Source organism: Anaerolineae bacterium (assembly GCA_016931895.1).
Lineage (GTDB): Bacteria > Chloroflexota > Anaerolineae > 4572-78 > J111 > JAFGNV01.
In genome coordinates this window covers 1-26,971 of record JAFGDY010000154.1, presented here as the reverse complement: position 1 = coordinate 26,971, position 26,971 = coordinate 1, and the positions used below count along the sequence as shown (strand labels likewise).

Genomic DNA, 26,971 nt, shown 5'->3' with positions numbered 1-26,971 from the left:
TTCCTCCCTATATTTCCATGTTTTCAAATCTGGGATGAGGCCGGCGGAGCATCTGGTGCAAATCGGCTCCGGCAGGGACCATGGGGTACACCATATCGTGCTGCTCTACCACAAACTCTATCAGTACGGGGCCGTGGTGGGCTTGAGCTTGACGCATAATGGGCATAATGTCTTCCTTTTTTTCAATGCGATAGCCGGGCATGCCGTAAGCCTCGGCCAATTTAACGTAATCGGGGCTAAAAATGGGCGTTTCGGTGTAACGGGCTTCGTAGAAGAGTTGCTGCCACTGGCGCACCATGCCCAGGTAGCCGTTATTCATGATGGCAATTTTGATGTTGGCGTTTTCCTGGACGGCGGTGGCCAATTCGGTAATGGTCATTTGAATGGAGCCGTCGCCCACAATCACCCATACCTCTTTGTCTTTCACGTGAAAGCTGGCCCCAATGGCCGCGGGCAAACTGAAGCCCATTGTGCCCAGACCGCCGGATGTGAGCAGGGTGTAAGGCTCCTCGTGGTCATAGTATTGGGCCGTAAGCATTTGGTGCTGGCCCACGTCGGAGACGACCACCGCCTGGCCACCGGTGCCTTCCCAGATGGCGCGGATAGCCTGGGCGGCCATCAAGACGGGGGTTTGAGCCTGCAAAATATCTCGTTCATTGGAATCTTCCTGCCAGTCTTTGATTTTGCCCCACCATTCGGCGCGATTGCGGGCGGTGACCCCGGGGTTGATTTGCCGGAGTACCGCGCCCAGGTCGGCGTGAATACCCAGGTCAACCCGGATGTTTTTGTTGATCTCAGAGGCGTCAATATCAATGTGAATTTTTTTGGATTTGGGGGAATAGGTTTTAAGATTGCCGGTCACTCGGTCGTCAAAACGCATGCCGCAGGCAATGAGCAGATCGGCTTCCTGGATGGCCTGGTTGGGAGCGGCTTCGCCATGGTGACCCATCATACCAATATTAAAAGGATGACTATCGGGCATGCAGCCAATGCCCAACAGGGTCACGGTAACCGGGATAGAGCCTTTTTCGGCCAGTTCGCGCAGTTCCTTCATCGCTCCCGACATCATCACCCCGTGACCGGCCAAGATCACGGGCCGCTCAGCGTTGTTGATCATTTCCAGCGCCGCCGCCACCGCTTCGTCGGACGCTTTGGCCGGGGGATGGTAACCCGGCAGGTCAATTGGCTCGGTGGGATATTCAAACTCAATGGTTTGGTTTTGAATATCCTTGGGGATATCAATCAGCACCGGGCCGGGCCGGCCGGTGCGGGCAATGAAAAAGGCTTCGCGGATGCTTTCGGCCAGCTCCTCAATGCTGCCGATCAAATAGTTGTGTTTGGTGATGGGCAGGGTGACGCCGGTCACGTCCGTTTCCTGAAAGGCGTCGCCGCCAATGGCCGCCGTGCCTACCTGGCCGGTAATGCACACCAGGGGCGAGGAGTCCATCATCGCCGTGGCAATGCCGGTAACCATATTGGTGGCGCCAGGGCCGGAGGTGGCCATGGCCACACCCACCTTGCCACTGGCGCGGGCATAGCCGTCGGCGGCGTGGGTGGCGCCTTGCTCGTGGCGGGTGAGCACGTGTTTTATTTTGTCTTGATACTTGGTGAGCGCATCGTAAAGGGGCAGGGTCGCTCCGCCGGGATAGCCAAATACCACCTTAACTCCCTCGCGGATAAGACACTCCCACACAATTTCTGCGCCGGTTTTGATTTCTCCCATTTTTTTTCTCCTATAATTTTATTTATTGATAATTAGACATGTTTGACCGGCCGGCCGGATTGCCGGCAACGTTGCTCCGGTAATCCCGGTCAATAAAAAAAACGCCTCCTTTGAGGTAGGAGGCGTTTTTTTGCGTTAATTGATGTCCGGTTGTGGTCGGTTAGGTAGTGCCAGCAGCAAACGCCCCCTTGTTAATAAGTACAAGGAGGAGGCTAAGTACAACAACTACGACCACAAGCAAGTTCATCATTTGGATTATCTGCCGTTGATTGATGCTGCTAAAAATTACAAACCTTACTGTAATAGCCGGTATCTTAACACAGGTAAAGATAGATGTCAAGCCATTTGTCGGGTTAAGGCCAAAATTTTAATAAACTCCTGCCGGTACGTCCTCTTTCGCCAATTTTGGTTGAACAGGCAGGGGGAGGCGGGAGAGGCTGGCCTGGACCGTCAACAGGTTAAGGTTTAATATTTCCGCCCGCCTACGCCTTTAGTTGCCGCCGAAATCTCTTTAGCCGCTTCTTTGGGCCGCAAAGCGCGGGTAGCCGCCCCCGCCTGCCACATCTCTGAACTGCCCATTTCGGCCAACTCTTTGCCTAACTGTTCCTGGTAATCGGGCGCGCCGCAAGTCGTCAGTACCCGTTCGGTTTCCACGCCGGAAGCAACCCGTTGGTAGAGTTCTTTGAACATAGGCAGCACCGCCGCTTTGAACTTTGGCTTCCAATCCAGCGCGCCGCGCTGGGCCGTGGCCGAGCAGTTGACGTACATCCAATCCATACCGTTTTCCGCCACCAGTTTAATTAAACTTTCGGTGAGTTCTTCAACCGTTTCGTTAAAGGCTTCGCTGGGGCTGTGGCCGTTCTCGCGCAGCACGTCGTATTGGGCTTCCATAATGCCGGCCAGGGCGCCCATCAGCACGCCCCGCTCGCCGGTCAGATCGCTGTAAACCTCGCCCTGGAAGGTGGTGGGGAAAAGATAGCCGGAGCCAATGGCAATGCCAATGGCAATACAGCGTTCTCTGGCCCGGCCCGTGTAATCCTGGGCCACGGCAAAGCTGGAATTGATGCCCGCGCCGGAGAGAAAATTACGCCGCACCGACGTCCCTGACCCCTTGGGCGCAACCAGGATGACGTCAACGTTATCCGGTGGAATAACGCCGGTCTGGTCTTTATAAACAATGGAGAATCCATGCGAGAAATACAGGGCGTCACCCGGCTTGAGACATTTTTTGATGGTGGGCCAGATGGCTTTTTGCGCTGCGTCGGACACGAGCATTTGGATAATAGTGCCTTTTTGGGCTGCCTCTTCAATTTCAAACAGGGTTTCCCCCGGCACCCAGCCGTCTTCCACTGCCCGATTCCAATCCTTTTCAAAGCGTTTGGCCTGGCCCACAATTACCTTGCAACCGTTGTCTTTCATATTTAAAGCCTGGGCCGGGCCTTGTACGCCATAGCCAATGACGGCGATGGTTTCGTCTTTGAGCACTTCCAGCGCTTTTTCCACCGGAAACTCTTCCCGGGTAATAACTTCTTCTTTCACGCCGCCAAAATCAATAATTGCCATAAGATATATCCTCCATATTCTGATAAATTTTAAGTGTTGGGCACAAACGTGCGGGGAACAGGAAGTAGCCAGGGCGCCTTTGCTTCATCCCTCTCCCCGGAAACACCATTGTGCCTGAAAGTAGATTTGTTGGCAAATCTGTTTTCTACATAAGGCCCGGCCGGGCCTTGATCGGCCTAAATCCAAACACGCCCGGATAGGATAGGGGTCTGTCTTAATTTTTAGGCCATAGGGTAGAAACAGGACATTGTTCCTGTCTCTACCGTCAGAATTTTGGGGCGCACCTATAGGGTAACCTTCTGTTGACCATCTCCACAATTTGGGGCATAATTTCTTTAACTGTTCCCCCAAAGCCCTCTTGCCGCTACCGGAGGAGTTGAACATGACCGACTGGCTTGACAAACAGCTTGGCAAATATCGTATCACTGAATTTTTGGGGCGTGGAGCCATGGCCGAGGTGTATAGAGCCTATCAGCCCACCCTGGAGCGTGATGTAGCCATAAAAATCATTCATCCCCATCTTTCGGCAGACCCTCAATTTATTGAACGTTTTCAACACGAAGCCAGGATTGTGGCCGGGCTGCGCCATCCCGGCATTGTGCAGGTGTATGACTTTGATGTAGAGGAGGGCGCCTGCTACATGGTTATTGAGTATGTGGCCGGGGAGAGTTTAAAAGAACGTCTGCTTAACTTGCATCAGCGCGGCCGGCGCTTGCCTTTGACAGATGCCTTGCTGTTGTTTCGATTGGTAGTGGGAGCGGTAGCGTATGCGCACCAGCAGGGTGTGATCCACCGCGACCTAAAACCGGCTAATGTGCTACTCACCAGAGATGGCCAACCGGTATTGACCGACTTTGGTTTATCCAAAATAGTGGGGAGCAGGCTGCTGACCGAATTGGGGACTATTGTGGGCACGCCGGCTTACATCTCGCCGGAACAGGCTGCGGGGGAAGCCGGAGATGAACGGAGTGACATCTATTCTTTGGGCGTAATGCTGTACGAATTGGTTACAGGTATTCCCCCCTTCAGCGGCGATAGCCCTCTTGACATTATCCTGAAACATCTGGATGATCCTCTGCCCCCGCCGCGTTCAATCCGGCCTGACCTGCCGGAGAGCATAACCCAGGTCATTGAAAAAGCCTTGGCCAAAACCCCGGCTGTTCGCTTTCAAACCGCAGAAGCATTGCTGATGGCCTTGATCGAGGTGCAGACGCCGCAGTTGAAAACAGCCGAAAGGGTGGTTGCCCGTAGGGATAGGCGATGCCCGTATCGAGGATTGCAGGTGTTTGAGGAAGAGCATGCCGATTTCTACTTTGGGCGGGAGGCACTGGTCGGCCAATTGGTAGAAAAGTTTACGCCGGTCGAAAGGGGGGTTGAGGTTGATTTGACACGTCCGGCACAATTCCTGACAGTGTTGGGGGCGTCGGGCAGCGGTAAGTCGTCATTGGTGCGGGCAGGGTTGGTGCCGGCCTTGCGCCGGGGAGAAGTGCCGGGCAGCGCCGATTGGATGATTGAAGTGATGCGGCCCGGCAATCGGCCTTTGGCCGAATTGGCGGCTCGATTGGCCCTTATTTTGCTTGATAAATCGGACCGCCCGGAGACGCTCCAGACCTTACATCATGAGCTTTTGACCGAGGGACGGTCCCTGCATCGGATAGTGCGCCGGGCCTGGCCGGATGATTCCTTGGAACAGCGTTTGCTGCTGGTGGTTGATCAGTTTGAAGAGGTCTTCACCCTTTGTGACGATGAAGAGGAGCGGCGGCGTTTCACTGAGAACTTGTTGTATGCTACGGCCGTTAACGATGGGCGGGTGCTGGTGGTATTGACCATGCGGGCGGATTTCTATCATCACTGCGCGGCCTATCGGGATTTGGCCGGCCGGATCTGTAAACAGCAACTATTGGTGGGGCCAATGAATGAAGCTGAGTTGCGACGGGCCATTGAGCAACCGGCCCGGCAAGTGGACTTACAGTTTGAGCCGGGACTCATTGGTACCATCCTGGGTGATGTGGGGCAAGAGCCGGGGGCATTGCCGCTGTTACAGCATGCCTTGTTAGAATTATGGGAACGGCGGCAGGGGGGGCGGCTGACCCTCAAAGCTTATCGCGCCAGTGGCGGGGTTTCGGGCGCCATTGCGCAGCGGGCCGACAGTGTGTATGAGAGTTTTGGGGAAAAAGAGCGGGCCATTGTGCGGCGGATTATGTTGCGCTTGACCCATCCCGGCGAGGGCACAGAGGATACGCGGCGGCGGGTGCGCAGGCGACAATTACTCTCCGGCCTGGGACAGCCAGGCCAGGTTGAACAGATATTGCAACAGTTAGCCGATGCGCGTTTAATTACCACCAGCCGCGATATGGCCAGCGACGAAGAAATGGTGGATGTTTCGCATGAGGCGTTGATCCGGGGCTGGGGACGTTTGCGGCGTTGGCTTGACGAAGACCGAACCGCTTTGCGGCTGCACCACCAGTTGACTGAGGCTACAGAGGTATGGGAAGAGAATAACCGTGACCCCAGTTATTTGTATCATGGAGGACGTTTAGTCCAGGCCGAAGATTGGGCGGGAACTCATCCACAAGATTTAAACGCATTAGAAGTGGCCTTTCTCAAGGCCAGCCGCGAGGCAGTGGAGGCGGTAGAACGGGAAAAAGAGACCGTCCGGCAGCGAGAGTTGGCTCAAGCGCAGGCATTGGCCCAACTAGAGCATCAGCGGGCCGAGGAACAAATCCGAACGAGCCGGTGGTTGCGTTGGCTGGCGGGCGGATTGGGCGTGGTTTTTCTGGCAGCGGTTGTGGCCGCGTTTTTGGCCATGGGCCAGCAGCAGGAAGCGCAGCGGCAGGCTGCCACTGCCGAGTCCCGCCAGAACATAGCTGAGGTATCTCAAGCCAAAGCAGTAGCCGCCCAACAAACGGCTGAAGCCGAAGCGATAGTCCGGGCCACAGCCCAGGCCAAGATAGAGGCCGAAGTTCAAGCCAGAGCCACGGCTCAAGCTGTGGCTGAAATGGAACACCTGCAAGCCAATAAGGCCCAGGCCACGGCCGAGGCCGAAAGAAGTCGGGCCGAGCAGCAGGCGCGTTTGGCCCTGGCCCGCCAGTTGATGGTTCAGGCCGGTAACCAATTGGATAAACGCCTTGACCTGGCGGTATTATTAAGTTTACAAGCGAACCAGATTCTGGATACTATTGGCACCAGAAGCAGTTTATTGGCCAGCCTGACCTATAACCCGGCCCTGACCACTTTTTTGCAAGGGCATACAAATGTGGTTTATACCGTGGCTTACAACCCGGATGGCACTCAATTGGCCACCGGCGCAGAGGACCAGACGGCCATTATCTGGGATGTAGTCACCGGACAACGGTTTGCAACGCTGAAAGGGCATACCGGCCCGGTGAGCAGTGTGGCCTATAGGCCGGACGGCACCCAATTGGCAACAGCCTCGTGGGATAAGACAGTGATTGTTTGGGATGTCGCCAGCGGCCAGCGTTTTCTGACTTTACGCGGGCACACCGCGCCGGTCAATAGCGTGGCCTACAGCCCCGACGGCCTTTGGTTGGCCTCCGGTTCGGAAGATCAAACGGCCATTATCTGGAACGCGGCGAGTGGGCAGCAAATAACTACCCTAAAAGGACATACCGATATCATTTATGATCTGGCTTATAGTCCTACCGGCGACCAGTTGGCCACCGGCTCGTTTGATAAAACGGTTATCCTCTGGAATATGGATGACGCATCATCGTTTGGCCAACCCCTAATGACCTTGGCCGGTCATACGGACATCATCTTAACCCTGGCCTACAGCCCGGATGGAACGCAATTGGCTACCGGGGCGCTTGACAATACCGTGATGATCTGGGATACCGGCAGCGGTGAACCTCTGGCCACCCTTGAGGAATCTCAACCCATTGATGGGTTGGCCTACAGCCCGGATGGCCGCCAACTGGCTACGGGCACGTGGAATAAAACGGTTACCCTGTGGGACGTTGACAGCAGCCAGCCAATTGCTACCCTGGTGGAGCATGACGGCGGCGTGACCAGTATTGCCTACAGCCCGGACGGCGCCCAACTGGCTACCGCTTCCGCCGACCACAGCGTTATCCTTTGGAGTTTGCTCGATATTCCCCTGGAGAAGCATAGCGACCAGGTTATTGGGATAGCTTACCGTCCAGATGGAGGCCAATTGGCCACGGGGTCAGCCGATCAGACGGTTATTTTGTGGGATCTAAGCAACGGCCATCTTCAAGCCACCACTGTCCTCCAGGGTCATACCGGCCCGGTCAATAGTGTTGCTTATCGTCCAGATGGGCTTCAATTAGTAACCGCCTCAGATGATGGGTCGGCTATTGTTTGGGACTCGGTTACCGGCAAAATTTTGGCCACGCTCCGGGGTCATAGCGGTTGGGTTTATGATGTGGCCTACAGCCCCGTTGGGAACCAGGTGGCCACAGCAGGGATAGACAATAAAGTTATTGTGTGGGATGTGAGCGATGGGCCATCATTTGGTCAGGCCCTGAAAATTCTAGAGGAAAATACTATCGCAGCAACAACGGTGGCTTTTAGCCCGGATGGCACCCGGCTGGCCGCAGCGGGAAAGGGCCAAAAAGTTATTATCTGGGATGTGGCCAGCGGCCAATCCCTGGCCACATTGGAGGGACATACTAATACTATTAATCGGCTGGTTTACAGCCCTGATGGCCGCCAACTGGCTACCGGCTCCAGTGATCAAACCATCATTCTATGGGATGTAGCCAGTGGTCAACTCCTCACCACCTTGCGCGGGCACACCGACGCGGTGACCAGTGTGGCCTACAACGCTGCTGGCACACATTTGGTTAGTGGGTCTCTGGATCAAACCATCATGTTGTGGGACGTAAGCCAAAGCTCAAACGCCGGCGATCAACGCATGGTGCAAGTGGTGGGTTGTGATGAAGTAATTTGGAACGTCGCCTTTAGCCCCGTTGACCAGGTGGTTGCCTCACGCGGTAAAGGCAATACCATTCGCCAAACCAACCTAAACTTTAAACAGTGGCCAATTTGGGCTTGTCGCATGGCCAACCGTAATTTGACTGAGGAAGAATGGCATCATCTTGTTGGCCCTGAAACCCCTTATCAGCTTACCTGCCCTGAGTTGCCTGCCGATTAAGTCTGAGAGAAAAATTTATGGACCAGAATCTATTTGAATATATCTTGAGCGTCAGCCACCGGCTGGCTGAAACCCGGGAGATTGATCCCCTGTTGAACGACGTAATGGACGAAGCCATTACCCTGGTTGGGGCGGAACGTGGTTTTGTGGTTTTGGCGCGCTCTGATGGTTTGTTGGATTTTCGAGTGAAGCGGGGCGAGATGGGTCAGGAGTTGACCGCGGCGGAAGACCAGGTGAGCCGTTCGGTGCTCAAGCAGGTTATGGAAACCGGCCAACCCCTTATCCTCCTGGATGCGCAGCATGACTCCCGCTTTGGGGCGGCCGAGAGTGTGGTTATTCTTGGTTTACGTTCCATTATGTGTGTGCCGCTCATTTCTCGGGGTAATACCATTGGCGCCATTTATGTTGAGAATCGTTCAATTCGCGAGCGTTTTAAAGAAGAAGATATGTCGCTTTTGGTGATTCTAGCCAATCAGGCGGCAGTGGCCATTGAAAATGCCCGGTTATTTCAGGAACTCCAAGAAACCCGCCATGATTTAGAGACACGAGTTGAAGAACGCACCGCCGAACTGACCATTGCCATCCAACAATTGGAACAGGAGATCACCGAACGGATTCGGGCAGAAGAGAGGGTGCGTAAAGAGAGGGATAGAGCGCAGCAGTATTTAAACATTACGCCTTCCATTATTTTGGCTCTGGATTTAAGAGGTCGTATTACCCTGCTTAATCGGGAAGGCAGCGCCATTCTGGAATGTGAACAAGAGGAAGTTATTGGCCGGAATTGGTTTAACACTTTTTTACCCCCAGAAAAAATAGAGTCCGTGAGAGCATCATTTGCGCAGATAATTGAGGGTGATATTGAAAAATTTGAGGACCTTGAGGGTGTTGTTTTAACCGGAAAAGGGCATGAAAAAGTTATTCGCTGGCATAATAGTTTAATTAAAGACAACAAAGGGCGGATTATTGGCGCGTTGAGTTCGGGTGAAGATGTAACCGAGCGCAAGCAAGCCGAAGAAGCGGTCCGGCAACGAAGCCTGGAATTGGCCTTGATCAATCAGGCCAGCCAGGCTTTCAGCTCTACCCTGGAATTGGGCCAGGTGCTGCAGACGATTTTGGAGGAGATGCATCAACTGCTGGGTATTGCGGCTACTTCATTTTGGCTGCTTAAGCCGGGGACGGGTGAGTTGGTTTGCCAACGGGCCACCGGCCCCGGCAGCGAGACAATTCTCGGCTGGCGGCTGGCCCCGGGGCAAGGTTTTGCCGGCCAGGTGGCGCAAAGTGGGGAACTGTTGATAGTGGCCGATACCTGGGCCGAGGGACAACACTTTGGCCAGATTGATAAACAAATTGGCGTAGAATTGCGTTCTCTGCTGAGTATCCCTTTGCGGACAAAGGGTGAAGTTATTGGCGTGCTCAATCTGGCCGATACCAGGACGGGGCGTTTTACCGCAGACGATTTGACTCTATTAGAGCCAATTGCGGCGGCGGCGGCCGGCGCTGTCAAAAACGCCCAATTGTTTGATGAAGCCCAGCAGGCCAAAGAGGCCGCCGAGCAGGCTAACCGGGCCAAGAGCGCGTTTTTGGCCACTATGAGTCATGAATTGCGCACGCCACTGAATGGCATCTTGGGATATGCTCAAATTCTCAAACGCGACCCGGCGGTCACTGAGCAGCAGGTCAGCGGGTTGGATATTATTGAACAAAGCGGCCAGCATCTTTTAACCCTGATCAACGATGTGCTCGACATGGCCAAGATAGAAGCCGGTAAAATGGAACTATATCTGACAGATTTTGATTTACCCAACCTCTTGAAAAACATTGCCGAAATCATGCGCTTGCGGGCCGATCATAAGGGGTTGTATTTTTTATTCCAGCCGTTTGATTTTATCCAAAACGTCCCTCTTGACCGCCTGCCGGTGGCCGGTGTTCATGGCGATGAGATACGACTGCGCCAGGTGCTCATCAATTTGCTGGGCAATGCCGTCAAATTTACCCAGGCCGGCACTGTAACGTTCAAAGTTGGCCCAAGCCAGGAGGCCACCGATCAAATACCCAAAATACGTAAACAAGCCAAATCTAACCCTAACAGTTGGCGGCTTCGTTTTCAAGTAGAAGATACCGGGCTTGGGATTCTCCCGGAACAGTTGGAAACAATTTTCCAACCTTTCCAACAAATAGGCGACCGATATCGGCAAATAGAAGGCACAGGCTTGGGTCTGACGATCAGCCAGGATATTGTGCAGGTGATGGGCGGGGAATTAAAGGTGCAGAGCACGCCCGGGCAAGGCAGCATCTTTTGGTTTGATTTGGATTTACCTGGGGCGCTAGAGTGGCTGGAGACGGCCCAGGTAAAGGAACGCACGATTGTGGGTTTGCAGGGAAGCGCCCCTAAAATTCTCATTGTAGACGATAACGAAGAAAATCGGGCCATGTTGGTTGATTTACTCTCGCCATTGGGTTTTGAGGTGGTGGAGGCGGCCGATGGGGTTGAGGGCCTGGAACAGGCCATACAACATCAACCCGAAACCATGCTGGTAGATTTAGTTTTGCCCAAAATGAATGGCTTTGAACTGATCCGACAAATTCGACATACTCCCCTCCTTAAAGATATTGTCATCATCGCCACTTCGGGCCGGGTATTTGAAGACGACCAGCAGGAATGTGTGTCTGCCGGCTGCAACGGTTTTATTCCCAAGCCAATTCAGGTGGAGCATCTCCTGGAGCAATTACAGCGTTGTCTGGGATTGGAATGGGTTTATGCAGAAAGGGCCTTGGCCGGGGAAGAAAAAGTCGCGCTTTCGCTGAAGCGTGAGTTGCTCATCTCGCCGCCTGCCGCAGCACTATCCCCTTTGTTTGGCCTGGCCCTGATGGGAGACGTGACCGCCATTCAAGAAGAGTTGGATCGGTTAGCCCGGTTAGACGAGCAATTTGAGCCGTTTGTGGCAGAATTGCGTGATCTGGTTAAACGGTTTCAAATAAATAAGCTGTGTGAATTTCTCAGGCCGTATCTGGAGGCTGAGCCTCAATGAGCCAGCAGACACAGGAAACCATCCTCATTGTTGATGATAACCCGACCAATTTGGGGGTTTTATTTGATTATTTACAGGGTTCGGGTTTTAAAGTTCTGGTAGCTGAAGATGGAGAGGTGGCTTTACAACGGGCCGGTTATACCCAGCCCGACATCATTCTTTTAGACGTAATGATGCCCGGCTGGAACGGTTTTGAAACGTGCCAACAATTGAAAGACAATGAAGAAACCCGTGATATTCCCGTCATCTTTATGACCGCGCTATCTGACGCGGTAGACAAAGTGAGGGGGCTTAAGCTGGGCGCAGTGGATTATGTAACCAAACCGCTCCAACATGAAGAAGTATTGGCCCGCATTAATACCCATCTGACCATCCGTAAGCTACAAAAAAACCTGCGCGAACAGAATGAGCGTTTACAAATGGAAAATATCAAACGCCGGCAAATAGAAGAAGAACTGCGGAAGCAGAATAAAGAGCTAGACGCTTTTGTGCATACCGTAGCCCATGATTTGCAAAACCCATTGGGTATGGTCATTAGTTATGCGCATGTTCTCTTTGAAGATCTACCCAAGATGGAGTTAGCAGAAGCGCTGGAAGTGCTGGACAAAATCAAGCAGGCCGGGCGAAAAATGGATAGCATCATTGAGAACCTGCTTTTGCTGGCCGGCGTGCGCCGCGGCGAGGTAGACTTGAAGCCGCTGGATATGGCCGAGATTGTGGCCCAGGGGCGGCAACGTTTGGGGTTAGAAATAGAAAAATATCAAGGCGAGATCATTCAACCCCAAAGCTGGCCGCCGGCTAAGGGTTATGCTCCTTGGGTAGAAGAAGTGTGGGTGAATTATCTGAGCAATGGGTTGAAGTATGGAGGACATCCACCCCGCCTGGAACTTGGGGCCACGCCACAGCCGGATGGCATGATCCGTTTTTGGATAAAAGATAACGGGCCGGGAATAACCCCGGCAGAACAGGCTTGCCTCTTTGTTGAATTTGTCCGGCTCGATGAATTGCGGGTGGCCGGCCACGGTTTGGGCTTGTCCATTGTCCGGCGGATTGTTGAAAAATTGGGCGGACAGGTGGGGGTAGAGAGTACGGTTGGCGCGGGCAGCACCTTTTATTTCACTTTACCCGGTGTAAAAGAAACGGGTTAACCTGATGTGCCCCATCCTGTTCTGGCCCGGCAAAATTCCAGGTTATCACCCTTGCGTTCCAGACAATGCCGGAACCCCAGGTTCTCTCCGGCTTCCTGAAGCACAGAAACCTCGTCACCGTAAGCCGCTTCAGCCATGTAATTGATCTCAAGTTCTTGCAGGTTGTGCGCCTTGAGAAAATCCAGGTCAAAAGCGTCCAGAATCCAATCAATATAGCGCACATTGTTGACGTGTTGGTTGACATCCAAATCTCGATACCCTACCTGAACCGTATAACCCGGCAGTCCCTGACTCAAGGAGTCAATTTTGCCGGGGCGGCGGGGAAACATTCGCTCAAGGTCAACGGGCAGGTTGAGGTTAAGCGAATTGGCGCGTTGGGGCCTGCGTTTGCTCAAGTCTATCACCAGCCAGGCGGTTGTGGCGCGGCCAATGAGGGCGCTGGCCTCATCCAGAATTTTGAAATCGCGGTACCAGAACAGCCGGTCCTTGCCGGTCGGCCAGGTAAAAATCTTTATGGTATCTCCCCAGCGCGGAAACGCATCCATAGCCACCCATTGCCGCGCTAACACCCAGGCCGAATTCTTTTCCAGGAGCGCCGCGTAGCCAACCCCCAGATTTTCGGCATGATGCCAGGCCGATTCCTGCATGAATTGGCAGAGAAAAGGGATGGTAAGTTGACCTTTGGCATCCACTTCGTAAGAGTGAATTCTGTATTCGTCTTGCCATACGTAAATGGGATTTGGGGGATTGTTTTGCAAAATTCCTCCTTGAACATTTCGGATTTCTGCCATGTTCAAACACTCTTTTGGATTGAAAGTTTCCCTGGTCGCTGCGGCAATTATATCTTTGCTTTAGCTGGCCGGCCAAGAAGCGGCGAAAGAAAGCTTGCCCGCGCCGATTTGCCAAAAAACCGGCAACCTGTTACATTCTTTTGTCTGAATCTTAACTCTCGGCAGAGGATTTCATTGTGACTCATCAACGCATCCTTCGTTTTTTTAGAGTGGTAATGTTTGCCATTTTGCTTTTAGCGGCTTGCGGGCCGGCTCCCCGCCCCGGCGATATTGAGCCGGTGGGAGACTCGCCGGGCCAGGCGATTACTCCGCCTCCTCCTTCTATTGAGGCAACCCCAACCCCGGCCTCAAACGAAGTATTGCCCTCCGCCACAATGCCGCCCGCGGAAACGCCTGATCCTCAAGCTGAACTTATCACGTTTGATATTTCCGGGGGGATTGTTGGTTTTTGCGATACCTTAACAGTGCGGGGCGGGGGGGCCTATACCCTGCAATCCTGCGCCGGGGAAACAACCACGGGCGTACTGGAACAAGCTGACCTGGACGCACTGCATGCCTGGGCCAACGAACTGGCCGCTTTTCAACTTTCTTTGCCCGGCAATCCCGCTGGCCCGGACAATATGATCACCAATTTAATTTTCAATGGTACAGGCAGCGGTCAGGCCGATGAAGCCCAACAAAAAATGATTTTTGATTGGGTGAATGGTTTGTTCATTCGCCTCCGCCCGCAGTCGGTTGAAGCGCCGCCAACGCCCACCCCGCCGCTGATTGGCCCCGATGGCCTTTGCCCCAACATCAACCGCCCGGCCCTGGTGATTGCCAATTATCACGACCCCAACAGCCTGACCTTGATTGACCCCGATAACCAGGCACAATGTGAGTTTTTGCTTGATCAGCCTCCCTTTGGCCGCATTATGACGGCGGCGGGCAGTATTTATTATCCTGTTTATGACCCCGCTGTCCAGACTGTTACCATCTGGCGGCTCGGCCCCAACGGCGAACAAATCCCATTGGCGTTTACTACGCTCAAGATGGAACAATTTGGCCCGGTCACCTTTGCCCTTTCCGGCGACGGCTCCAAAATAGCCTGGGCGCGGACGTTGATTAATCCCGATGTAGAACCGCCCACTTATCGCACCGATTTTTGGGTGGCCAATATTGACGGCTCAAACCAGGTGACTCTTATGGAGCAAGTCGAAAATACAGACCGGCGTTACGTAGAGCCGATCCGTTTTTCGCCGGATAACAATGAGCTATTCTATGCCTTACAACCCGACGGCTTGGGCGGTCCCATTTTTGCCTTTAGCGGGCGTTACGACACTGTCTACAGCGTCCTGGTAACAGGGGAACCGGCCCAATTGATTTTTGCCTGTCCCACCACTGAAAACCCAATTTGTATTGGCGATGTGGCTGCCACCGGCAATGCCCTCACCTATGCCGAGTCTGGGTTGGTGAACATCATCAGCCGCGACGGCGCTTTGTTGGGTGCGCTCACTCCTCCGGCGATGGATTATGTTGGCCCGGCCGTATTTGGGCCTACGGGCAACCTGGCTTTTGTTTCGGCCACCCTTTCCCAACCTTCCGGCGATGAACTGCCCCTGCCCAATCCGGGGTATATTGTTTTCATCGAGCCGCCTTACGCGGGGCCGCCCCAAATTTTGTTGACCGATAACAGCGTGGCCGCGGTGTGGGAGTGGGTGGACGAAAATCGCCTGGCCTATGGCTCGGTGGATGAATTTGGCAATATCGGCACCTCCATCCTCACTATGGACGGCCAGGCCGTTGAACTATCGCCCAATTATGCCCTGGCGGTGTTGCGTTAGAGCCGCCCTCCGTAAGGCCGCTCGAATTTAAAATAACTTCAACTGCGCCGAATCTGTTGCTTCTTTTTTGATTGACTGACGCCAGGCCGTCTGTTTAAGCTCCTTCAAGGCATGCTCAATATCGTCCAAAAAACGAGAAGCGGGATTATTTATCTGCTGCCCAAACAGATACCTGCTTGTGGCGTGGGTTAAAATAAGTCGCTGCCGGGCACGGGTCATGCCCACATAAAAAAGGCGGCGTTCCTCTGCCAGGTCCAATTCCTCATCGCCGCGTTGATAGGGCAGCAAACCTTCCTCGCAGCCCACAATAAATACCACCGGAAATTCCAAGCCCTTGGCCGCGTGCAGCGTCATCAACGTCACCCGGTCGGCGCGCGGGTCGTAAAGGTCGGTCTCTTTTTGCAGGGCCATTGTCTCCAGAAACTCCCCCAGGCGATTTTCAAAAGGAATCGCTCGCCGTTTCAATTGTTCAAAACGCTCATTTCTTTTTTCATCAACCGAGACAACCGACTGCTCGGCCAAAAATTGCTGAATTTTTTCAATCAAATCTGACACCGGCGTGATAGAACTGTTATCTTCAAGCGCGGATAGGAAGGGGACCACCATCTGCCCCTGTTTTTTGGAGGCCATTTGTTCCAACGGGAAGGCGCTGCCGGGATTATAGAGAAACCACAGGCAGGCCAGGACGGCCTTGATTTCCTTATACTCCACCAGCGGGGTTTGCCCGATGGTTTGATAGGGTATCCCGGAGCGTTGAAAGGCTTCGCTTAACGGCCGGCTTTGGGCGTTGAGGCGGTACAACACCGCAAAGTCGGCAAAACTCAGGCTGGCTAAACCGTCATCGTTCACGCGCTCCGAGTCAAGGGAAAAATAGCTGGTTCCCCCCACCATTTTTTCAATCTCGTGCACGGCATACTCGGCTTCGGCGCGGTCACTGGCGGCGTGATACACCTCAATTTTGGTTTTATCGGCAAAATCAGACCAAATTTTGACGCGTTCCGGGGCCGGGCTTTTTTCAATAACCTGGGCCGAAGCATCCAAAATCAATTGAGTGGAGCGGTAATTTCGGCTCAAGTGCAAAAGTTTGGCCTGGGGAAAGTCTGCCTGAAATTGCCAAAAAAAGGCGCGGTCGGCCCCGCGGAACCCATAAATAGCCTGGTCGGGGTCGCCAATGGCGCACAGATTGGTTTCTCGCGGCGTCAGTAATTGCAAGAGTTGGTATTGGGCAAAATTGATGTCCTGGTACTCGTCTACCGAAATCCAGCGAAAGCGCTGCCGGTATTTAGCCAGCGTTTCCGGGCGCGTGTCAAACAAACAGACCGTTTGGGTGATCAGATCGTCAAAATCCAGTATCTGGCTTTTTTGCAAGGTCGCCTCGTAGCGGCGATACATCTGGACAAATTGCGGATCGTATTCCGTTTTTACCTGCGGCGACGAGGGTGACAGCAATTGGTTTTTGAGGCTCGAAATTTGGTCCAGGGTTTGGGTAATGGTTTTGCCGGGTAAATCCGGGTAGAGGGTTTTGAGCAGGGCCTGCCGTTCATTATCGCCGCAAATCAAGAACCGGGGACTCAAGCCCAGGTGTACTCCTTCCTGGCGCAAGATCATAGACCCAAAGGCGTGGAAAGTTTTGAGCACCATTCGTTCAACAAGATCCTGGCCCAACAAGCCGGTCAGTCGCTGGGCCATCTCTTCGGCAGCCTTGTTGGTAAAAGTGATGGCTAGAATGTGTTCCGGGGCCACCCCCTTTTGAGTGACGAGATAAGCCAAGCGATAAGTGAGCGTGCGGGTTTTGCCCGTGCCCGGCCCGGCCACAATGAGGAGGGGAACATCGCTGCATTGCACGGCTGCTTGTTGTTGCGGGTTGAGACCGGACATAAGGTTATCGGGTGGGGCCGGCGGGTGAGGGGTTGCCGGTTTTGGATCCGGTTGGGCTTCCACTCCGGCAAAAAGGCCCGCCTGTTGCCGGTTGGGAGTTTGGGGCATGGCCGGTTTTGCCGGGCTTGGTTTTTGCCCGGCCGGAGCGGGCAGAAAACTCAACTGCGCCGAAAACGATTCCTTTTCCCCCTCCCCAAACACCCTGATAACGCCGTACTCGCCGTCGTAGCCCGCGGTGGTGATCACTTGGCCGCAGCGCATGCGGCGGATACCTTCGGCCAGCAGCGACCCCCCGGCCTGCTTGATGTCTTCCAGCGGCGCGTCGAGCAAAATAGACAGTTCAGGCCCCAGGGCGCTCAATAATGTGTGGTAAGCCTGGTTGACCCGTTTGGAATTGGAACCGACGCCGTATACCTCCCCCAGCAGTTCTGGCAGGGCAATTAAACTGGTAAAGGGATGGCGCCGGGCCGGTTTTCCCCCTTCCTCCCGGTCGGCCAGGAGTTCCACCCGGTGGGAAACGCCTACGGTGACCGGTTTGCCGCAGACGGGGCAGAGGCCGTTGTGTTGCAGCGTGATTTTGGGTTTCCAGTTGATGCCGCATTTGCGGTGGCCGTCGTGGTGGTATTTGCCTTCTTCGGGGAAGAATTCAAGCGTGCCTAAAAAACGGTCCGGGTCGCCGGTTTTTAGGGCCGCAAAAAAGCCCGGGTAGGAAAGGTCGGTGTTAAAAATATTGGCCTCGCGGCCCAGTTTTTGGGGCGAGTGGGCGTCGGAGTTGGAAACCAGGGTGTAATCGTCCAGCGACGATACGCGCCAGTTCATGGGCGGGTCGGAAGAAAGCCCGGTTTCCAGGGCAAAAATGTGCGGGGTCAGATCCTCAAAACATTCTTCAATGGAGTCAAAGCCTGATTTTGAGCCGAGCAGCGAAAACCACGGCGTCCAAATGTGGGCCGGGATAAGGTAAGCCTGGTCATCAATGTCCAGGATGATCTCCAGCAGGTCGCGCGAGTCCAGGCCCAAAATGGGCCGGCCATCGGAGCGAATGTTGCCGATCTTTTCCAGGGCGGCCTGGATTTTTTCCACGGCCGCCAGCGTGGGCGCAAAAATAACGTTGTGAATTTTGCGGACTTTGTTGTTTTTTTTGTAAATGCTGCTGATTTCACCGGCCAGGATAAAGCGCACGGTCTGGTGGCAGGCTGGCGGAACGTTGGTTTGAATTTTGGTGGCAATCTCACTTTTGAGTTGAAATAGACCTTCTTCGGCAGATTCCAGTTTGTCTTTCATTTCTTGTAGCCAGCCGGGATGAGAAATGTCGCCCGTGCCCACCATGTGAATGCCCTTCAACTGCGCCCATTGAGCAAGGCGCTCAAAATCCAAATTTTTGCTGGTAGCGCGGGAATAGTGAGAATGAATGTGAACGTCGGCCACAAATTTCATGAGACTCTCCTGCCGGAAACGTTATGCTTTGGACAGATGGGGATCATATTTAACCATGCAATCCCCGCTTTGCCAATAAATGGATTTGAAATTTTGATTGACCGGAAAGGGAGTGGTATACTCGCCTTCAGCATTTGGCTCCATCAGGATGGATATTTTGTTAGGAAGGTCGTTTTGGAAATTTCTGATTCCCAGCCTTCTCTTGTGCCTGCCCCCTGGCAACTCAACGGGGAGGGATTTATATTAATATATTGGTTTCCCAAAGCGTTTATTTTGGAAAATGGCTTTATCCCCGCCCAGCAGATAGCCGGCTTTAGCAGCGGCCCCAGTGTGGTGATGCTGGTCAACTACCACCATTCTGAGGCGGGACCCTATCAGGAACTGCTTTTTATTCCGGGCCGGTTTATCTATCAAAAACGACGGGTTTTTTCAATTACCAAAATTTACGTATCAACCCGGGCCAGCGTGGTCAATGGCCGGAAAAATTGGGCCATTCCCAAAGAGCAGGCCGATTTTGAGTGGCGCAAAGATGAGCTTGGCCTGGAGCGGATTCGCGTTAGCCGAAACGGCCAGTGTTTTGCCCGTTTTGTTTTAAAAGCCGTAGGCCCGGCCTGCCCGGTGTCATCGTCTCTTATTCCTCCCGCCTGGCGAACCCTGGGCCAACTTCACCATACCCATATCCTATTTACCAGACTCCGGGGGGGCGGTAAAATCAAAATAGCCAAGTGCCCGGAAGCTGAAATTGAGCCGGACTTTTTCCCCAATCTGGACCGGGCCCGTTTAGGGGGAGCGTTAAAGGTCAGCCACTTCAGTATGACCTTCCCCCCTGCTGATATAACACCATATTAACTTGATTTAGTGATGGAACTTAACAATTGTCGCATCGTGCTCACCGGCGCTGCTTCGGGTATTGGTCGCGCCTTGCTCAATCAATTAGCCCTCTATCCGGCCCGGATTGTGGCGGTAGACATCAAGCAGAATGCGCTCCAGGTTGCTCTTGGCGCGCTGCCCTCTGCCCGGGCCACAATCATCCCCTATTTTGCCGACTTATCCCGGCCGGCGAATGTGGATGCCTTGTTTGAGCATGCGGTCAAGGTGATGGGGGGCATTGATCTGTTTATTGCCAACGCCGGTTATGCCTATTACGAAAAAATAGAAACGCCCGATTGGGACCACCTTGCCCAAATTTTCCAACTTAACGTTCTTTCGGCCATTTATTCGGCTGAAAAAATGCAGGCGCTCAATGCGGGGCGAGCGTATAAAGTGGTGATGACGGCTTCGGCTATTGGTCATATTTCGCTACCCGGATATGCCGTTTATGCGGCCACCAAAGCCGCGCTGCACCGTTTTGCCGAGGCCTACCGTTTTGAATTGGCCGATCCCAATGCCCTGATGCTGGTTTATCCCATTGCCACGCGCACCAATTTTTTTGACAACGCCGGGAAAAATGTGCCGCTGCCCTGGCCCAATCAACCCGCCGAGACAGTGGCCCGGGCCGTGATCAGAGGCATTGAACAGAATTGGACGGCCGTTTATCCCTCCCGCCGTTTCAGGTTGTTTCGTTTTTTTGAGCGATTTCTGCCTTTTTTGCGCCGGATGTTGCAAAATTGGGAGGGTCATCGTTTTAAACGATGGCTGGCCGGTCAAACACTCCCGCCTGTTGAAATTGTAGCAGACCCTCCCGGCCAAAGATCATTTTTAACCGCCAGATGTCCGGGGCGCAAGGATTCTTAAGCAGAATTTTTGGGACGTAGGTTTTCCACCGCGTCAGCGTTGCCGGAGCGTCAAGTACCATGCCGGGATTGGCGGTATACTGGGTTTCGTCAATCGGTGGGGGCTTGTGGCCCGGTTGGGTTAAGGGTAACAAGCCCCTGCTGTCCAAAAACATAGCCCTCCTCAAAAAATAATTTTATTGACCGGCCGGCTCCGTAGTTTCTACAGAGCCGGTGATTTTTTCTCCCGGTGATTTTCCCCTAGAGATATTGGCTCAGAAATCCGAATATTTTACGCTTCCCAAATGTTAAATCTATTAATATACTGAAATTGTTCCTGAAATCTCCGGGGCCTGGAATAAATAGAAAAAGCAGAAAGATTATCACAGGAAAAACGAACCATGATCCTTGCCAGATATTTCTTAAACAAGACTATGCTTTCAGGATTAATAGGTTTGGCCTTGCTTTGCAGTCCCTTGCCGGCATTTGCCCAGGCAGAGGCGCGGGTCTATCCGCAGGTGGTTAGCGCTACCAATGAGACTATAATTGTTGAAGTTATGGTTGAAAATGTAACAGACCTGTATGGAGTGGAATTTCGGTTGAAGTATGATCCCGCTGCGCTGGCTGTGCAGGATTTGGAAACCGAACAAGGGGGCGTTCAGATTGAAGGCGGGAGTTTATTATCTGCCGACCAAATTTTTGTGGTAGCCAACCAGGTTGATGAGGCCGGGGGAATAATCACCTTTGCCGTTTCCTTGCTCAACCCGGCCCCGCCTATCGCCCAAGATGGCCCGCTGGCGCGAGTAACTTTTAAAGTATTGCAACAGAGGCCATCTACGCTTGACGTTGAACATGCCAAACTGGTCGCCTTTGATTTACACACTATTCCCTGCCAAACGGCCGGCTTGGCTTTGGGCAATAAGTTTAATGGATCGGGCGATGGGGATAATGTTGGCCTGGATGTTGGCGGTGAGATTACTTCCGGTGTTGGTGGTGATGAAACACCTCCTCTATGGGGTGAGCCTTTGGCCTCTAAGCCCAAAATTGTTGTGCATGGCGGCGGTTTTTCTTGGCGACAGGTGATGGTGGTAGCGGTGACGGCTTCGGGTGTTTCAATATTAGGCAGTATTTTTGTGATGGGCAGTGGCGGCCTATTGGTGTTCAGCCTGGTTAAAAGATACAAGTGGCATCGTTATCGCCGGATACCGGCCCGATTTGCCAGTCGGCATGTGATTTTGAATTAATCCTGAAAACAACGACCGTGATCGTTTGTTTGAACACGGTCGTTTTGATTCATCAACACCGCGTTGCACATTCCCCTGCCAAAATGGCCTAAATCCGGTCCAGGGCCGCCATCTCTGGAAACGATAGCCAGCAAATTTGTGATCTTGCTTCTGCGATCCCCCACCGAAACTAAATCCTGCCAAGAGAGTTTAATCTAACACAGCGTTTGCTGAACATTGTTGTTCAAGGAGAGGTGTGCTAAAATGGTCAGAATTTTCAGGAGGGGGGAACACATGGTGACAGATTGATTTTGACTTGAGATTTATTTTGGAAAGTGAGAGTTGATAAAAATAAGGTCAAAATGTGGCGCTGGATGACCAGGGCCGATTCTACCAAGGGGGTAACGTGAAATCAGACCAAAATATTTCCACGAAAAACAAGAACCACGAGGATGTTGACGAGCACCAAACATTAATCACCGAACTACAAACGCAGCGAGAAAAGATCAGGCAGGGCGGCGGCCCTAGACGGATCGAAACCCAACACGCTAAAGGTAAACTCACCGCCCGCGAGCGGATTACGCGCTTATTGGATGAGGGCAGTTTCCAGGAGATAGACGCTTATGTCACCCATCGGCACCGTGATTTTGGCATGGATGAGCAGTGCTATCCGGGTGATAGCGTGATCATCGGCTTTGGTAAAATCAACGGACGCAGAGTGTGTTTATACGCCCAAGACTTCACGGTTTTGGGCGGTTCTTTTTCTGAGGCGCAGAGTCAAAAAGTGGTCAAGGCCATGGACCTGGCCTTACAGGCCGGCGTGCCGGTTATTGGATTGAACGACTCGGTAGGGGCGCGGATCCAGGAGGGCGTTTACGGTTTGGCCGGTTATGGCGACCTCTTCTGGCACAATACCCAGGCCAGCGGAGTGATCCCGCAGATTAGCGTGATGCTCGGCCCGTGCGCCGGAGGCTCGGTTTACTCCCCGGCCCTGACCGATTTTGTGATCATGACCCGGCAGACCAGCCACATGTTCATCACCGGCCCGGAAGTGATCAAAACCGTTACCCGCGAAGAGGTGGATTTGGAGACCCTGGGCGGAGCCGCCACCCACAGCACCGTCAGCGGGGTAGCCCATTTTGCCGCCGATAACGAAGACCACGCCCTGGCCCTGACCCGCCAACTGCTGGGTTATCTGCCTGCCAATAACGCCGAGCCGCCGCCAGGTATCACCCCCACCGATGACCCCTGGCGGATGGACCCGGACCTCAATACCCTTGTGCCCACCGACCCCAACCAGGCTTACGACATGAAGGCCGTTATCCGCAAGATTTTTGACCTGGATAGTTTTATGGAGGTGCTGCCAAATTTTGCCCAAAACGCCATTGTTGGGTTTGCCCGCTTGCATGGGCAGGTGGTGGGCGTGGTGGCCCAGCAGCCGTCCGTTCTGGCCGGCGTGATCGACATTAACGCCTCCGATAAAATGAGCCGGTTCATTCGTTTCTGCGATGCATTCAACATCCCCCTGATCACATTTGTCGACTCGCCGGGGTTTATGCCGGGCGTGGCCCAGGAACACGGCGGCATCATCCGGCATGGGGCCAAAATTGTGTATGCCTATTCCGAGGCCACGGTGCCCAAATTGTCGGTGGTCACGCGCAAGGCTTATGGGGGAGCCTACATTGTGATGAGCAGCAAATACATCCGCACCGACTTGACCTTTGCCTGGCCCACGGCCGAAATTGCCGTGATGGGGGCCGAGGGGGCGGTCAATATTCTCTACCGCAAACAACTCAAAGCAGCCGCAGACCCGGAGGCCGAACGGGCGCAGTTGGCCGCGCTGTTTCGGGATAAGTTTGGCAAACCTTACACCCCGGCCGCCAGCGGCCACATTGACGATATCCTCATTCCCGCCGAGACCCGCCCCCGCCTGATTGCCGCGCTGGAACTCTTGCGCGATAAACAGGTCACCTCGCCCCCCAAAAAACACGGCGTGATGCCGGTTTGAGGGGAGGCGCATTGTGTCTGAGATTTTAAGACAGGGCTTGACCATTAGCTTGCTGGGCATGAGCTTGACCTTTTTGGCCCTGGGCCTGCTGGTGTTGATGATGATCTTGTTGGAGCGTTTCACCCGGCCCAAACCACAGCCATCCGGGCCTGCTGAAATGGAACCGGCAGAAACGGTAGAGCCGATTGACCCGCAGCCAGGCCCGGCGGATGAAGCGGTTGTGGCCGCCATTGCGGCGGCTCTGGCTCACCTGCGCCCGGCGGCAGAGGTATACCCCGCTAACCTGGGCGCAGCCCTCGAGGCCGGTCCCGGCGGGTGGTGGGCCGTGGGCCGGGCCAGGTTGCAGTCTGTTACTACTTCAAGAACAACCGGATGGAGAGATTAACCGTGGAATCAACAACTAATCACCGCAGTTTGAAGATAACCGTTAATGACAAAGAATATTTAGTGGAGGTAGAAGACCCTTCAACTTCGCCGCTGACGGTCAAAGTCAACGGGCAACCCTACCGGGTGACTATTGACCCGGCGGCGAAGGAATCGGCGCCGGTTGAGAAGACGGCGCTGCCCCAGACCATTATGCCTCAAACTCCCGCCTCGGAGAAAATAGTGGCAACCCCGGTTACGGTTAACAGCAAAGCGGTTAAAGCGCCCATGCCCGGCCACATTGTTCATATCTCGGTTCAACCGGGCGACGAGGTTAATGTAGGGCAGGAACTTTGCTCTTTGGAGGCAATGAAAATGAAAAACGCTATTCGCGCGCACCGGGCCGGGATTGTGGCCGAGGTGGCGGTGAGCTTGGGACAAGCCGTGGCTTACGGCGATGTGCTGGTTACGTTTGCGTGAGGCGGCATAATGGAATTAGATAATCTTCTTCAACTTTTGCAGGCCCCAACCTTGCTCACGTGGCAGATGGCCGTGATGATGATGGCCGGCGGCGTGCTCATTTACCTGGGCATTGCCAAAGATTACGAGCCGGTATTGTTGATTCCCATTGGCTTTGGGGCCATTTTGACCAACCTGCCGCTGACGGGCATTGCCAGTGAAAATGGCTTGTTAGGACTGCTCTACGAGGCCGGCATAAGAACAGAACTTTTTCCCCTGCTCATCTTCATTGGCGTGGGAGCCATGACCGATTTTGGCCCACTGTTGGAAAATCCCAAAATGGCTTTACTGGGCGCGGCCGGACAATTTGGCATTTTTGGCGCGTTGATGCTGGCCTTGTTGTTGGGATTCCAGTTGAACGAGGCTGCTTCAATTGGCATTATCGGGGCGATTGACGGCCCCACCGCCATTTACGTATCCACCAAGCTGGCCCCCCACCTGCTGGGGCCAATTGCGGTGGCGGCGTACAGTTACATGTCGCTAGTGCCCATCATCCAACCGCCGGTAATGCGCCTGCTCACCACCGACGCCGAGCGCAAAGTGCGCATGCCTTACACCCAACGAGAAGTGTCCCGCCTGGCCCGGATTCTTTTCCCCATCATTGTTACGGTCATTGTGTCGTTGCTGGCGCCGGTAGCTTCGCCGCTGATTGCCACCCTGATGTTTGGCAACTTGCTGCGCGAATCGCTGGTGGTAGAGCGGTTGAGCGAGTCGGCCCAGAATGAGATTGCCAATGTCACCACCATCTTCTTGGGTTTGACCATCGGCAGCACTATGACCGGGGCCAACTTTATTCGGCTAGATACGCTGTTGATTTTGGCCATTGGCCTATTGGCTTTTGTGTTAGACACCACCGGAGGGGTTTTGTTTGGCAAGCTGATGTATGTTCTCTCTAACAAACAATTCAATCCCCTCATTGGCGCAGCGGGGATCAGCGCTTTTCCAATGTCGGCGCGGATTGTGCAGCGGATGGGGCAGGAGTATGATTTCCAAAACTTTTTGCTCATGCACGCCATGGGGGCCAATACTGCCGGCCAGCTTGGCAGCGTGATTGCCGGGGGGGTCGTGCTGGCTTTGTTGGCCGGGATGATTTAGAGGGTTTTTGGGGTGTGAAAAAGGATTTGCACTATTCACTTTGTCACAGTTGCTCTGAGGCCAGGGGCAGAAGAATCTCCATGCGGCCGTTGCGTCGGTTTTGATACATTTCATGGAGATTCTTCGCTCGTTCCTCGCTACTAAGAAACTGCCGGTAGGCCGGGGGGCTTGGGGGGTGTCCCCCCAATAGTTTCTTTTCTGATTGAATAAGGTCCCGGCCTGATGGAACCCTCAGAGCATGACCTGAATAGTCACGAAGCTGTCTACCGTTCTTCAATCGGCGTCCAGGTTAAGCCTTTGGGGCCGATATATTCGGCGCGAGGACGGATGAGACGATTATCCTCATATTGGGCCATAATGTGAACGGCCCAACCCGCTACCCGGCTGATGGCAAACATGGGCGTAAACATATCCGGCTCCAGACCCAACATACAAAGCAGCGGGGCGGAATAGTAGTCAACATTGGGATAAAGATTGCGTTCCTGAAAATAAGGGTGTGCGGCGGCCAGGGCTTCGAGTTTGGCCGCAATTTGGTACCATTTGCAGCGGTCAGATTGAGCCGCCAATTCCTCTACTCTGGCTTTTAGATGGGGGGCGCGCGGATCCAGGGTTTTATAAACGCGATGGCCAATGCCCATAATCCGTTTTTTGGTTTGTAAGGCCCCTTCAAACCATGCTTCCACATTATCAACGTTGCCAATTTCCTGAAATTGGTTCATGGCTTCTTGCACGGCCCCGCCGTGAGCAGGCCCGCTCAAAGTGCTGATGCCGCTGACAACGGCGGAATACATCCCGGCCCAGGTGGCGGCGGTGACGCGGCAGGAAAACGTAGAAGCGTTAAAGCCGTGTTCGGCCAGCAGAACCAGGTAAAGGTCCAGCCCTTTTTCTGCTTCCGGCGTTGGTTCTTCGCCATTTAACATCCACAAAAAATTGGCGGCGTGGCTCAAATCTTCGCGGGGGGGGATAGGCTCCAGGCCCCGGCGATGGCGGGAAAAAGCGGCCATAATGGTGGGCATTTTGGCCAGGATGTCGTCGGCTTTAAGTTGATTTACTTCTTTATCGTAAACCATCGGTTCGGGGTCGTACAAACCAATCTGCGAAACCCCGGTCCGGCAAACAGACATAGGCCGGGCCGACCTGGGCATAGACATGATCAGGTTCAAATGGTCATCATGTAAGGCCCGCCGGGTGACCAACCTTTCATGTAATTCAGTTGCTTCACTTTTATTGGGCAATTTACGATGCCATAGTAAATAAACAATTTCTTCGTAGGTGGCAGCCGGAGCCAGTTCGTTGATATGATACCCCCGGTAAACCAGATCACCCTTCTCTCCATCAATAAAAGAAATATCTTGTTGAGCAACAACAATGCCGTCTAATCCAGTTTTAATATCAGCCATTGGTGCAGGTCTCCTTATTAATTTAATTTGAAAAGGTTTTTGGGGGATGGTTCACAATTTAGTTGACACTTTTTTGAGCACGAAATAAAAATTGGCCGTTAAAATTTATCGGGTCCAGGCTATTT

The 26,971-nt window shown here is 53.6% G+C and carries 16 protein-coding genes; 11 read left to right on the top strand and 5 right to left on the bottom strand.

Translation table 11 applies throughout. The annotated features are described in order from the left end of the window. Positions 1-7: 7 nt before the first annotated feature. Both ilvB and ilvC read right to left on the bottom strand, forming a co-directional pair. Positions 8-1,723, bottom strand: coding sequence for a biosynthetic-type acetolactate synthase large subunit (gene ilvB / locus JW953_11715; GenBank protein MBN1993358.1), 1,716 nt, complete (start codon positions 1,721-1,723; stop codon positions 8-10). A 465-nt stretch (positions 1,724-2,188) separates the two neighbouring features. Further along, a complete protein-coding gene (gene ilvC, locus JW953_11710) occupies positions 2,189-3,286 on the bottom strand; it encodes a ketol-acid reductoisomerase (GenBank protein MBN1993357.1) in 1,098 nt (365 codons plus the stop codon). A gap of 382 nt (positions 3,287-3,668) precedes the next feature. Here ilvC and JW953_11705 point away from each other — a divergent pair, with 382 nt between their 5' ends. From JW953_11705 to JW953_11695, 3 genes are read left to right on the top strand one after another with little or no spacing between them, the layout of a single operon-like run. Beyond that, positions 3,669-8,423 carry a protein kinase gene (locus JW953_11705; protein MBN1993356.1) on the top strand — a complete coding sequence of 1,585 codons (4,755 nt, stop codon included), beginning with the start codon at positions 3,669-3,671 and terminating at the stop codon, positions 8,421-8,423. 17 nt (positions 8,424-8,440) lie between these two features. Beyond that, entirely contained in the window at positions 8,441-11,452 is a 3,012-nt protein-coding gene (locus JW953_11700; protein MBN1993355.1) for a GAF domain-containing protein, read from the top strand. Next, positions 11,449-12,600, top strand: coding sequence for a hybrid sensor histidine kinase/response regulator (locus JW953_11695; GenBank protein MBN1993354.1), 1,152 nt, complete (start codon positions 11,449-11,451; stop codon positions 12,598-12,600). Before JW953_11700 ends, JW953_11695 begins: the two co-directional genes overlap by 4 nt. Here JW953_11695 and JW953_11690 read toward each other — a convergent pair. Further along, the gene (locus tag JW953_11690) at positions 12,597-13,391 is read right to left on the bottom strand and encodes a hypothetical protein (protein ID MBN1993353.1); all 795 of its coding nucleotides are present in this window, start codon (positions 13,389-13,391) and stop codon (positions 12,597-12,599) included. The genes JW953_11695 and JW953_11690 overlap by 4 nt on opposite strands. 176 nt (positions 13,392-13,567) lie before the next feature. Between JW953_11690 and JW953_11685 the strand changes: the two genes are divergently transcribed. Beyond that, positions 13,568-15,214 carry a hypothetical protein gene (locus tag JW953_11685; protein ID MBN1993352.1) on the top strand — a complete coding sequence of 549 codons (1,647 nt, stop codon included), beginning with the start codon at positions 13,568-13,570 and terminating at the stop codon, positions 15,212-15,214. Between the two features lie 27 nt (positions 15,215-15,241). On the opposite strand, the gene JW953_11680 is transcribed toward JW953_11685, so the two are convergent. Further along, a complete protein-coding gene (locus tag JW953_11680) occupies positions 15,242-18,526 on the bottom strand; it encodes a UvrD-helicase domain-containing protein (protein ID MBN1993351.1) in 3,285 nt (1,094 codons plus the stop codon). Between the two features lie 174 nt (positions 18,527-18,700). On the opposite strand from JW953_11680, the gene JW953_11675 reads away from it, so the two are divergent. The 7 genes from JW953_11675 to JW953_11645 all read left to right on the top strand — a co-directional run bounded on the left by JW953_11675 (position 18,701) and on the right by JW953_11645 (position 25,446). Then, on the top strand, positions 18,701-19,375 hold the full coding sequence (locus JW953_11675) for an acetoacetate decarboxylase family protein (GenBank protein ID MBN1993350.1): 675 nt from the start codon (positions 18,701-18,703) through the stop codon (positions 19,373-19,375). Positions 19,376-19,387: 12 nt separating this feature from the next. Then, the gene (locus tag JW953_11670) at positions 19,388-20,260 is read left to right on the top strand and encodes an SDR family oxidoreductase (protein MBN1993349.1); all 873 of its coding nucleotides are present in this window, start codon (positions 19,388-19,390) and stop codon (positions 20,258-20,260) included. A 379-nt stretch (positions 20,261-20,639) separates the two neighbouring features. Continuing rightward, on the top strand, positions 20,640-21,482 hold the full coding sequence (locus JW953_11665) for a hypothetical protein (GenBank protein MBN1993348.1): 843 nt from the start codon (positions 20,640-20,642) through the stop codon (positions 21,480-21,482). 454 nt (positions 21,483-21,936) lie between these two features. Next, positions 21,937-23,469 carry an acyl-CoA carboxylase subunit beta gene (locus JW953_11660; GenBank protein MBN1993347.1) on the top strand — a complete coding sequence of 511 codons (1,533 nt, stop codon included), beginning with the start codon at positions 21,937-21,939 and terminating at the stop codon, positions 23,467-23,469. Between the two features lie 13 nt (positions 23,470-23,482). Next, positions 23,483-23,854 carry an OadG family protein gene (locus tag JW953_11655; GenBank protein ID MBN1993346.1) on the top strand — a complete coding sequence of 124 codons (372 nt, stop codon included), beginning with the start codon at positions 23,483-23,485 and terminating at the stop codon, positions 23,852-23,854. 2 nt (positions 23,855-23,856) lie between these two features. Next, on the top strand, positions 23,857-24,312 hold the full coding sequence (locus tag JW953_11650; GenBank protein MBN1993345.1) for an acetyl-CoA carboxylase biotin carboxyl carrier protein subunit: 456 nt from the start codon (positions 23,857-23,859) through the stop codon (positions 24,310-24,312). A gap of 9 nt (positions 24,313-24,321) precedes the next feature. Continuing rightward, positions 24,322-25,446 (top strand): sodium ion-translocating decarboxylase subunit beta, encoded by a 1,125-nt coding sequence (locus JW953_11645; GenBank protein ID MBN1993344.1) that lies wholly within the window; start codon positions 24,322-24,324, stop codon positions 25,444-25,446. 263 nt (positions 25,447-25,709) lie between these two features. Here the strand turns inward: JW953_11645 and JW953_11640 are convergent, their stop codons facing one another. Then, complete coding sequence (locus tag JW953_11640) at positions 25,710-26,846, bottom strand: citrate synthase (protein ID MBN1993343.1); 1,137 nt, start codon at positions 26,844-26,846, stop codon at positions 25,710-25,712. Between the last annotated feature and the right edge of the window lie 125 nt (positions 26,847-26,971).